Here is a 10,260-nt window from a genome sequence, read left to right as displayed (position 1 = left end):
TTCGCGGCAAGCCGCGAAAGAGAGAATGCCTCCGCTGCGCTCCGGCAATTCCCGCGCAAGCGCGTGAATTGAATTCCGCGAGCGGAATTCTGAAAGGCGGAGCTATTCGCGCGAGCGCGAATAGGCGGAGTACCCGCAAGCGGGTCCTCCTCTCAGCGGGTCGTCCGCTGGCGCTCCCGACCCAAGCGGCTACGCCGCGGCAGCGGCAGTGAGGGGGTGGCTGGGCTCTGTGGGCGTCTGCGGGCATGTCAGCGGCTTGCGGAGCCCTAGGACGGCCCCGTGGGGAGGGAGGCGCGGGCGGGCCTTGCGTGGGGGTGGGAGGGGCGTAGTGTAGGTGGAAAAGCGCGTTTCCAGGGCCGTCCGTGCGTAAGGCGCGGGCGGCCCGCGCACGCGCTCTCCAATTTGATGCACATGTGCTGTTGGCAGATCTGGGTGACACCCCCGGGCTTAGGTCCCGATGGCGGCTCCGGGGGTAGTCATCAGGGCCCGTGCATCACGTGATGAGCTGTGTAGAGTCCCGGATTCTGGCGTACCCCCTCCCGGACAGCATCTGGGGCAGTGAATAGGTATGCATCGGAATCTGGTCCGCGATCGCTTGCCGGGCGTCCCTAGATATCGAAGGGGAGCGGATCGCGGGCCGCATTCCTGTGCTCCTCCAGTCGGCATTTCATGCACGGGTTAGGCCACACGTAGTCGTCATCCAGCTCTCCGCCGCAGTGCGGGCATTTCCCGCAGTAGTCGTCACCGCAGGCTTCCCCGCAGTTGTCGCAGAGTTCTTCCTCTTGCATCTCTCCTGCTCTCTGTGCTCCGGCTAATAGGAGTGGCCCCGGACTGTAGAGCCCGGGGCCACGTTCCGTCAAATACCCGTCTGGTTAGGCGTCTTGTGCCGTGTCGGCGTTCCAGTCCTCGGGAACTCCATAGACGGAGTGGAGTTCGTCCACCGTGTAGTAGGAGACGCCCTTGATGACTTCTCCTTCGGGGAACTGCTTTCCGCGTTTGATCCAGTCGGATTTCTTCTGGCGGGCGGCTCCGGGCTTGGTGTCGATGATGCCGAGCGTGCATGCCTGGGTGAGGCTGTAGCGGAGTTCGGCGGGCTCCTCCTGGGCGAGTTGGGCGGCCAGCGCGCCGAGGTCGAGCGGGGCGCCGGCCGCGCTCTGCGCCGCGCTCTGGTGCTCGTCGTCCTTGGTCAGGCTGACGTTCTGACCCTGCCTCTGACCAGGGACGGGGGCCCCCTGTCGCGTGGCGTCCGCGTCAGTGTCAGGTGTCAGGTCGGGTGCGAACTCCCCGCCGGGCAGGAAGGCAAGCACGGCCGCGGCTGAGTCGGCCTTGGCCATGTCGGCATCGGTGATCCAGGGGGCCATCTCGCCGTTGTCGAACCAGGCCGGGGCCGTGGGGGCGTCGGTGAGGTAGGCGTCCATGCGTGCTTCATCGATGTGCGCGAACTGAATCTCTTCTACCCGCTGGGGAGTTCCGTCCGGGTTCAGCTTCTTGGCTTTGCGTCGCTTGGTGCTGATCACGCCGCGTCCGGGGATCGAGTCGTCGTAGTGCACGCGCGGTGTGGTGGCTCCGAATGCGACTGCCCATGACGGGTCGGACGTCTCTCCCACCACCATTTTCGTACCAACCTGGTCACGTGCCATGGTGGATCCGAAAAGGTCCATGGCGAACTGGTGTGTACCGAGGAATACCCGGTGATTGGATGAGCGGCCCTGCATGAGAATCAGTGCGAGCCATACCAGGACCGGCGGGAATCCCCTCTGCTGCTTGATGTATTTCCACCACGCCGCAATGAATTCTCGGAAGGACGGGAGTTCGTCAATCATGAGAAGCCGGGGAATGGGCGGATTGGCGTGCGTCTTGCCCTGCATGGCGCGCGAGTTGTATTTCTCAGCGGCCATCATTGAGGTAAAAAATTCCGCCATCTCCTGCACGCAGTCGTCCACGGCGGTCGCGTAGCGGACGCCGGACTTGCCCTGGGCGGCCGGCTGGGAGTTCTGCTTGGGGTCGATGATGGTCACCAGCCACCCGGCCATCCGGGCCTCCACCAACGTCCCGGCCGCCGTAGTCGACTTGCCGGTACCGGTCTCACCGGCCACGCCCACGTGCGGGGTTGCGCTGCCAGTCAGCAGGTACGCGGGCCCGTCGTGGGTCTCCCCGATGTAGACCCGCAGCGGGTCACCAGTGGGCTCCCACCGGACGTACTCGGGCAGCGGCTCCGGCCGGACAGGCTTGGGCTTGCGGGTGAAGACAGCGGTGATGTCCGAGAGGCTGACCTCGGTGTTCATGGCCCAGTCCCCCGGCATGCGGGTGCGGATGACGGCGGACAGAGCCTCAGGTTCGACCAGCCAGCCGGAGGGGATCCGCACGCGGATCTCGCCCACGCCCTCTTCCAGGGTCTCGGAGAGGGTCAACCAGTCCCGCCGGGGCTCCCACTCGGGGACGGCCAGGAGACGGCGGACGGGCAGCCACAGGCCGGGCCCGTACTCGGCGTCCGCGCCGGGGCCGGACGCGTCGATGCTCCATCGCACGAACCGCTCGCGGCCCCGGGTCTGCCAATGGGCGACCCACTGGCCGGGCAGGCAGGCGTGCAGGAGGTCGTGAAGCGCCTGTCGGTCACGGTCGCTGCCCATCAGCACGTTGGCGGGCAGTCGCAGCGTGATGGCGGCCCCGTCGGCGGTCTCGTCGTGCGGCAGCTCCAGCCATGCCTGCATCACCGCGTCCTCGTCTAGCCGGAGCGCCGGCCGCAGCGCCCGCCACAGGCCCGCAGCGTGGATGTCCGCGAACGTCGGCTCGTAGCCGCGCCACCAGCCGAGCCCGTGCGGCCCGGTGACGGCGGCCGCCACCACCAGGAGCGGGGAGGTGATGAACGCGAGCAGGATCCACCCGCGTGCCTCGGGGACGAGGAGCCAGCCGGAGACCAGCGCCACGGCGGCCACACGGGCCGTCAGGACGCCGGCTCGGGCCCAGCGGGGGTAGGAGCCGATCAGGCGCCCCATGGCGCGCAGGACGGGGCCCACGGCCGCGAGGCTGCGCCCGATCGCGCGGAGCATGCGCCACAGGCGACCCAACCAGGTGCCCACGGTGATGATGGCGATGCCGAGCCACTCCAGGGCACGCTGGCCGCGCCCCTGGTAGGCGTCGAGCCGCTCGAACAGGGCCGCCGCGCGCTTGCCCAGCCAGAGCGCAAACGGGGACGGACCCGCGGACTCCGCGGCGGGGGCCGCGATGGCGCCCAGCTGGGCGAGCGGGACGGCAGTCTCGACTGTGTCGGTACGTGTACCGGGGCGCCACCAGGTGGCGTCGGACCGGGGCTCACCCCACAGCGGACGCCCGGCCAGGAACCGGCCGATCAGGCGGCCCAGCCTGCCCAGGACGACGGCCAGCCCCTCACCGACCGCATCCACGAACCCGTTGAGCCCCGGCCGCTCCTTGCGCCCCTTGTCCTTGAGGGACCGGCCCCCGATGCCGGCCAGGGTGCCCACCGCGATCGCGGCGACAACCAGCAGGATGGTCCACCCCTGGCTGGTGGTGGGTCGGTGCTCCCACAGCCAGGAGCCAATGGAGCCGAGCCACTCCCCCACCGACTCACTCGGGTTGGTGTCGGCCGGATCCGGCGCGGTCGCCGTGTACGGCGCCGCTGTCTCGGTCATGCTCTGCACGCGTGGGTTCCCCTCTCCATGCGGCGGACCGCCCGGCGGGCGGTGACTCTGGCAGGAGTCCTGTCGGGCGGTCCGGTCTTGTGATCGTGACTGTTGTGACTGACATGCACCCCCGGTTTTCGGGGGTTGGTGCAGGTTGCGGGGCCGGACCCGTGGATGGGGGAGACGGATCGTCCTCTCACCTCTCCCAAGTACGAACCGGCCCCCGATCCAGACACGTTGTGACGTGGATCACTCAATCGGGCGACATCGCCCCCTCCTGCTACAGGTCCGCCAGACGGCTCCGGTGTGACATCAAGTGACCTAGCTCACACGGCCGTTGTCGCCAGGTAGCTCACCAGTCACACCCGGACCGCGTCCCAGATCGGTCACGGTGACCGGTCACCAGTCACCGGATCGGTCACCAGCGCAGCGCCCGAAACCGCAGGCAGACGCGGCTGTGACCCCATCTCCAGGGCCGTGTCCGGCCACAGCGGGAGCTGACCGGCCACCGGCTCGACGGGCCGCAGCAGGCCATCGGCCACGGCCGCCCGGGGGCGGCGCGGACGGCGGCTCACCGGCCGCCCTCGCCCTCGTCCCGACTCGTCCATCTCTGTCCCTCCCTCCCACGAGTGAGCCCCGGGGCCGACATGCGGCCCCGGGGCGATCCTGCGATCAGCGGTGGTGCTTGCCGTCGGTGCTCACCCGCGAGCCCTCGACCCTGCCGCCGCGTACCTGGGCGAGGGCGCTCCTCTCAGCCGCGGCCCGAACCTCCGAGACGGACATGCCGACCGGCCCGGTCGTGTCGGCGTAGATGGTGACCAGCTCACCAGCCGTGGTGCGGACGAAAACTTCGGCCTTGTAGTACTGCTTCATGGGGTTCCTCCCGGGAGTCAACGGGGGCGAGCGGTGCGCCCGCCCCCAGGTCGGTCAGCGGTGCTTGCGGGCGGCCTTCTCGACGGCCGCCTCGAACCGGGCAGCCTCACGCTCGGCGGCGACCCTGGCACGGGCCGCGTCCGCGATCCGCTCCCGCTCACACGCGGCGGCCTTCACGGCCTCAATCTGGCGGTCCAACTTGCCCGTGGGACCGGTCTTGACCCCCTTGGCCACCAGGGCCGCGAGCCTGGCGATCTCCCACGCGGTGTACTGCTTCGGCTCCGGACCGGACATCAGCGGGCCCCCTTCATCGGCTTGATCGTGAATCGAACGTTGGCGTCCACACCGGACAGGTCCGGCCCGGCCAGCTCCACGAGGAGCCGCGCGCAGACGGCGAGAACGGACTCGGACTCGGTCAGCACGGTGCGGCCGTGACCGGCCACCCACGCATCCGCGTCCGGGAACTGCGCAGTGAGGACCCACTCGTGCGGGCCGGGGGCCAGCAGCCGCGGGGCGCTCACCGCGCCCCCGTCCGGCGCGCTTCCTCGCGGACGGCGAGCGGCCAGCCGACCGCCCACCCGGCCGCCACGGCCACCACAGCCGTGGCGGGGGCGGGGAGCCCAGCGGCCAGGAGCACGGCCGCCACGATCCCCATCAGGGCCCACAGGCCCACCAACATCCGCAGCGCCCACACCGGACGCACCCGGGCGCTCACAGGTACGCCCCCGTCCCCGAATCGGTGTCCGTCTCGGCGGCCCGCTCGGCGGCCCGCACGCGGCGGACCTCCCGCTTGACCGCGTCCACCGTGACCGGCCGGTCCATCAGGACCGACAGACGGGCGGCCATCACCGACGGATCGCTGATCCGCGCGGCGCGCAGCTCACGGACACCGGCGGCGATCGACGCGGGCCGCTGGTCCGGCACCCGGTCACCCCGCCCACCGCCAGGGGCGGACGCCTCCGGTGCCGCGGCCTTGACCAGGGACGGCGCCTGTTCCGGACGGACGTCCGGCTCCCGCCGCACGGCCGCCTCGACCCGATCGACGACCCATGCCCGGTCCGCCGCCGTGGCGCCGGGGTCGGACGTCACCGCCCGGTACAGGGCCAGCGCCTCCCGCTCCCGCTCGTCCTCGTCCTCCTCCGCCGTAACCGGCCGCGCCTCCGCCTCGATCGCCAGACGCTCCGCCCGCAGCGCGGCCAGCTCCGCCCGCAGCGCCTCCAACTCCGCCACGGCCGGACCGTCCGCCGGCGTCGCGTCCTGCACACCGGCCGGAGCGAACGCCCGCCGCTCCGCCTCAGCCGCCAGGAGCTCCATCGCGGCCCGACCCTCGGCGCGGGCCACCTGGCGGCGCACCGCCGCAACGGCCAGCTGGGCGTTGGCGCCGCTGATCTCCGCCTGCACCCACTGCGCATCCGCCGGGGACAGGTCCCGGTCGATGAACCGGAACACCGCCAGCCACAACGCCTTGGCGATGAGGGAGACGGTGGCACCGACCACAGCCACCGCCCACGACCCGGCTTCGAGCCCCTCCCACACCAGGGCACCCATCGTGATGGCCACCAAGACCCAGCCCATCACCCGGGCGAACATGCGCTTGCCGGGGTCGAACCGGCTCATCCACTCCAACAGGAGCACCGTGCCCCATGCGACGTCGAACAGGCCGGCCGCCGCGAACCCGACCCCGCCACCCAGGAGACGGCCGATCGATGCGGTGGACCACACCACGGTCACCAGCGTCACGGCCAGGACCAACCCGATCGCGGCCCGCAACGCAACCGCGTCCCAGTCCCGAGGGAGCACCGGCACCCGATCCCGCACCGGAGCCTTGACCATGTGCGTCCTACCGTCCCGCTCATGCGGGACCAGCACCTCACGCTTCACCGTGCGCCACTTCATCGGGCACCGCCCGACCGCCGCGCCTCGTCCAGCGCCGCCAGCAGCGCCTCAGCCTGCGCCTCACCGGCCAACCGGTCCGCCTCACGCTGCGCCGCCGCCATCGCCAACAGGCGCTCCGCCTGCAACGCGCCCAGCTCCTCCGGCGTCATCGGGCACCGCCCGACAGCTGCGCACGCAGCGCCTCAGCGGCCAGCCGGGCAGCCTCAGCCGCAGCAGCAGCCTCAGCGGCCCGCGCCACCGCGGCGGCCGTGGCCACCTCGGCAGCGGGGTTGTACGACTGATCGATACGATCCGTCACAGGACCGCACCTCCTGTCCTCATCAGGGGTGTCGTCTCAGGCCCCGCACCGGTGGTGGAACACCGGCGCGGGGCCGTTTTCAGTTGTGGAGACGGGAGCTGACTGCTCCCCTCACCGCCCGGCCGGAGCCGGGCGGATCGGGCAACGGTCAGCGCTCGTCGGTGACCGTGACGTCGACGATGTGGCCCACCTGGAACGGCAGCCGCTCGTACTCACGGGCGATCGCATCGTCGCTGACGGTGGTCTCGATGACGGTGCCGTCAGACTCAGTGATCTTGATGTTCTTGGCCACGATGTACTCCCTCTACTGAGTGGGGTGGGACTGGGTGGTGTGGGCTACTGGACGAGAAACCGGTGCTCAGTGACCGTCCCGCTCGTACGCCTCCGCCATCGTCTGCGCCAGACGACGCGTCGCCTCCTCCTGCGCCAACGCCTGCTGACGCAGCGCCTCAGCGATCGCCGCCTGCTGCTGCTCCTGCTCGCTCATTCGACTCCCCTCACCACCAACCGGATTGACCCGGTTGACATAGGAATGCCCGGGGCTTTTCGGGCAGTTCGCCCGATCGGCCTGACAAGAACGACACTACGGCATTGATTCCTCAGAAACAAATCCAGATCTCAAAGTGTCGAGCGTAGATTCGGAACGGCCGCAATCCCTATACTGACCTGCATGTCTGAGATCCCTGAGGAAGCGCAGGCCGCAGCCCTGCGCGCGGTCGTAGAGGCGGCAACCGCCCGCGACGAAGCCCAAGACGTCGTCGCCGAACGGGTCGCTGACCTGCAACAGGTCTGCGTCGCTGCCGCCGCCACCGGCGCCTCACGCACCCGCATTCGCACGCTCGCAGGCGTGAGCAGCAAGACGTTCTACGAGTGGCTGAACGCCGCCGGCCTCGACGTCCGACCCCAGCAATCCCGCCGCTGACCGCCATCCCACCGAGGGGGGAACCTCATGTTCGGCAGGAAAAAGAGCACCACGCCCACCGCAACCACCGCCCCGGCCACCCCGGCCGGGGCCGATGAGCGCGACGACGACCGCCGCTCGTTCATGTGGGAGTTCGGTGACCTCGACGACCCCGCCCCGGGCGCGTGGACCACCGACCCGACCGTCACCGACCGGGCCGGCCGCTGATGGGCGCCATCCGGGACGCACTCGACCGCGCCCGCAACGCCGTGACCACCCGCCCGATCCCGGTGCGGACCGGAACGCGGCTCGCGTTCCTCCTCAAGAAGGAGAAGGGGAGCACGGCCGCCGTGGCGGCCCGTCTCGGCGTGTCCCAGCGGAGCGTGCAGCGCTACCTCAAGGGCGACCGCGCCCCCAGCCCGGCCGCCGCCGCCGCCCTCGAACGGGAGGTACGCCAGGACTGGCAGCCCAAGGTCAAGGCGCGCGCGGAGAAGGAGGCGGCCCGCCGGGGGATCGTGGTGGAGACCCGCGCCCGGTTCGGTTTCCGCGCCCCCGGCGGGACCACCGACGACGCCCGCCTGCGCCGAATCACCCAGCACATCACCCCGGAGAACAGCGCGGAGGCGTTCGCCGCGTACCGCGCCGGAGCCAGCGAAGACGAGCTGGCCGCGATCGTCGGCGGCGCCCTCGGCGAGAGCTACTTCCGCGACGGCGGCCGACGCGCCCAAGGCCTCGACGTCGAACTGACTGACATCGACTACATCGACATCGGTTACTGACCGGCCATCACCGGCCTGTCCGCTCGCAGGCGTAGCCTGTGGCCCACTGATCAGCGTCCAAACACGGCGAAAGCCCTGATCGGGGAGTTCCGAGAGTTCCCGCTCTCGGACCGATTCAGGGCTCGCCGTGACTGTTGCTCGTCGTTGCCGAGTGTAGGGGAGATTTCTCCTCCCCGACCACAGGGCAGCGGCGTACCGCCCCCATCCCGGGGACAGGAAGGCCCGCCCGAGTGACCCAGAAGCGTCCCGCCCACAAGCAGGCCCCGCCCACCACCTGCGGCTCCTGCGTCCGCATCGACGCCATCCTCCGCCAACACGCCCGCCGTGCCCTCGGTCAACCGCTCACCGGCGCCGCCATCGCCTCCGCCGCCGGCATCTCCCGCCGTAAGACGTTGGTGCACGTGGCCTACCTGGTCGAGTGCGGGTGGGTGGAGGCCGACGGCCGGACACCGGTGGTCCCGTGCCCCGCCACGCCGATCACGGCCGCCGCCGCGCAGCGCCGTTCCCCGCTGGAGTGGGCAGCTGGCCTCCCGCTGTCCTGCCGCACCTGCGGCCGAATCGTCATCGTGCTCGCCTCCCAGGCCGGGGACGACTGGCACGTCCAGCTCACCGAAGCGGAAATCGCCGCCGCGATCGGCCTCACAGAGCGGCGCACCCGTGACCACATCGCGGCCCTGACCGGCCGCCGCCCACACGCCCGCCACGCCCAAGAGGCGCCGTTCCTGCGCGGTGAGCGGGTGGCGGAGACCGGGGGCCGCGGTGGGCTCCGGTGGGTGTTCCTCGACGGCAAGCGGCGCGATGGCGTCCTGGTGGAGCTCTACACCAAGGAGGAGTACCGGGCGCTGCGGAACATCGCGCTCGACGTCCTCGCACAGGCCCCACTCATCACCGCCAAGATGACCGCGCGCGAACGCACCGGCGCCGCCGAGCTGCTCGTGATCCCGCGCCTGCACATCGGCTACCCGCCCGCCGCGATCCTCGCCGCCATGACCTACTCCACCGATCACGAGGAGACCGTCAAGGGCCACGCCTTCGGGCTGATCCGGTGGCGGCTCACCCAACGGGCTCCCATGACCGGCTACGTGGCGACGGCTCAGGAGGCGTACGACACAACCCCGTCCGTCCGCGACTGCGCGGGTGGATGTGGCGGCCGTTTCAAGGCGCCCCCGCACATCACGCACTGCGCGGACTGCCGCCGCCGGGAAGCGGCGGGCATCTCCATCGACGTGGCAGACGAAGCCATCGCCCGGCGCATGCGCCAAATGCGACTCACGGGCGAGACGTTGCGGGTGGGACAGGAGCTGTACGCCTGAGAGCCCCTCAGAGCCCGCCACCGGCCCCGTCATCCACCTACCGGATGGCGGGGCCGACCCATGTCCTGAGAGGCGCTCAGGCGGCCACCAGGTGCCCCGCGTTGGGTGTCACCCAAAACAGCCGGGGTGGGTCACACCCTCTGACCTGGGAAAACGTCCGGTTGTCCACAGGAACGGCACCGCCCACGACTCCGGGGCCCGACGCAGGGTTAAATCCACGGCTAAAGTGACCGCCAAATGGGTGCATACTCGCCCAAGTTGGGTGTGACCCAAAACGTCCGGGGTCCGTTCAGCTCTCTGACCTGCGGAAACGTCCAGTTATCCCCAGAATCGGCGCCTCAGATCCACAAGGATGGGTCACACCCGTCCACACGTGGGTCACACCCTCTGACCTGCGAAAACGCCTGTTCTCCCCAGGGGGGTGTGACCCAAAACGTCCGGGCTCCTAGGGAAGACAGGTTGGCTCGGTCGGAAGAACGCGGGCGCGCAGCGCACGCGGTCGGCCGCCGGGCCGACCCCGGCTGCGCGCTTGCGCGCGGCCCGCGAGGCGGCCCGCCGC

Annotated in this window: 14 protein-coding genes; 4 read left to right on the top strand and 10 right to left on the bottom strand. The window is 70.5% G+C overall.

Annotated features, from left to right (window positions below; all coding sequences use genetic code 11):
- Window positions 1-872: 872 nt before the first annotated feature.
- The 10 genes from OG594_RS46990 to OG594_RS46945 form a co-directional block, all read right to left on the bottom strand.
- Entirely contained in the window at window positions 873-3,650 is a 2,778-nt protein-coding gene (locus OG594_RS46990) for a hypothetical protein (protein ID WP_266609188.1), read from the bottom strand.
- A 663-nt stretch (window positions 3,651-4,313) separates the two neighbouring features.
- Entirely contained in the window at window positions 4,314-4,514 is a 201-nt protein-coding gene (locus OG594_RS46985; protein WP_266609186.1) for a hypothetical protein, read from the bottom strand.
- A gap of 54 nt (window positions 4,515-4,568) precedes the next feature.
- Window positions 4,569-4,808 (bottom strand): hypothetical protein, encoded by a 240-nt coding sequence (locus OG594_RS46980; protein WP_266609184.1) that lies wholly within the window; start codon window positions 4,806-4,808, stop codon window positions 4,569-4,571.
- The gene (locus OG594_RS46975; protein WP_266609182.1) at window positions 4,808-5,035 is read right to left on the bottom strand and encodes a hypothetical protein; all 228 of its coding nucleotides are present in this window, start codon (window positions 5,033-5,035) and stop codon (window positions 4,808-4,810) included. Before OG594_RS46975 ends, OG594_RS46980 begins: the two co-directional genes overlap by 1 nt.
- Window positions 5,032-5,229 carry a hypothetical protein gene (locus OG594_RS46970; protein WP_266609180.1) on the bottom strand — a complete coding sequence of 66 codons (198 nt, stop codon included), beginning with the start codon at window positions 5,227-5,229 and terminating at the stop codon, window positions 5,032-5,034. Before OG594_RS46970 ends, OG594_RS46975 begins: the two co-directional genes overlap by 4 nt.
- The gene (locus OG594_RS46965) at window positions 5,226-6,410 is read right to left on the bottom strand and encodes a hypothetical protein (RefSeq protein ID WP_266609178.1); all 1,185 of its coding nucleotides are present in this window, start codon (window positions 6,408-6,410) and stop codon (window positions 5,226-5,228) included. The genes OG594_RS46970 and OG594_RS46965 overlap by 4 nt, the downstream gene beginning before the upstream one ends.
- The gene (locus OG594_RS46960) at window positions 6,407-6,559 is read right to left on the bottom strand and encodes a hypothetical protein (protein WP_266609177.1); all 153 of its coding nucleotides are present in this window, start codon (window positions 6,557-6,559) and stop codon (window positions 6,407-6,409) included. Before OG594_RS46960 ends, OG594_RS46965 begins: the two co-directional genes overlap by 4 nt.
- Window positions 6,556-6,708: a hypothetical protein gene (locus OG594_RS46955; protein ID WP_266609176.1), complete on the bottom strand. Its 153-nt coding sequence runs from the start codon at window positions 6,706-6,708 to the stop codon at window positions 6,556-6,558. Before OG594_RS46955 ends, OG594_RS46960 begins: the two co-directional genes overlap by 4 nt.
- A gap of 148 nt (window positions 6,709-6,856) precedes the next feature.
- Window positions 6,857-7,000, bottom strand: a complete 144-nt coding sequence (locus OG594_RS46950) for a hypothetical protein (RefSeq protein ID WP_266609175.1) — start codon at window positions 6,998-7,000, stop codon at window positions 6,857-6,859.
- A 66-nt stretch (window positions 7,001-7,066) separates the two neighbouring features.
- Window positions 7,067-7,195: a hypothetical protein gene (locus OG594_RS46945; RefSeq protein ID WP_266609174.1), complete on the bottom strand. Its 129-nt coding sequence runs from the start codon at window positions 7,193-7,195 to the stop codon at window positions 7,067-7,069.
- Window positions 7,196-7,378: 183 nt separating this feature from the next.
- Here OG594_RS46945 and OG594_RS46940 point away from each other — a divergent pair, with 183 nt between their 5' ends.
- The 4 genes from OG594_RS46940 (at window position 7,379) to OG594_RS46925 (ending at window position 9,701) form a co-directional block, all read left to right on the top strand.
- Window positions 7,379-7,630, top strand: a complete 252-nt coding sequence (locus OG594_RS46940) for a hypothetical protein (RefSeq protein ID WP_266609172.1) — start codon at window positions 7,379-7,381, stop codon at window positions 7,628-7,630.
- Between the two features lie 27 nt (window positions 7,631-7,657).
- Window positions 7,658-7,837: a hypothetical protein gene (locus OG594_RS46935; protein ID WP_266609170.1), complete on the top strand. Its 180-nt coding sequence runs from the start codon at window positions 7,658-7,660 to the stop codon at window positions 7,835-7,837.
- Window positions 7,837-8,388 carry a helix-turn-helix domain-containing protein gene (locus OG594_RS46930; protein WP_266609168.1) on the top strand — a complete coding sequence of 184 codons (552 nt, stop codon included), beginning with the start codon at window positions 7,837-7,839 and terminating at the stop codon, window positions 8,386-8,388. The genes OG594_RS46935 and OG594_RS46930 overlap by 1 nt, the downstream gene beginning before the upstream one ends.
- A 230-nt stretch (window positions 8,389-8,618) precedes the next feature.
- Window positions 8,619-9,701 (top strand): hypothetical protein, encoded by a 1,083-nt coding sequence (locus OG594_RS46925; protein ID WP_266609166.1) that lies wholly within the window; start codon window positions 8,619-8,621, stop codon window positions 9,699-9,701.
- The last annotated feature ends 559 nt before the right edge of the window (window positions 9,702-10,260 follow it).

Origin of the sequence: Streptomyces sp. NBC_01214 (assembly GCF_026340975.1) — a bacterium.
GTDB lineage: Bacteria > Actinomycetota > Actinomycetes > Streptomycetales > Streptomycetaceae > Streptomyces.
The sequence above is the reverse complement of the archived record's forward strand: the minus strand, read 5'-3'. Positions and strand labels throughout refer to the sequence as shown.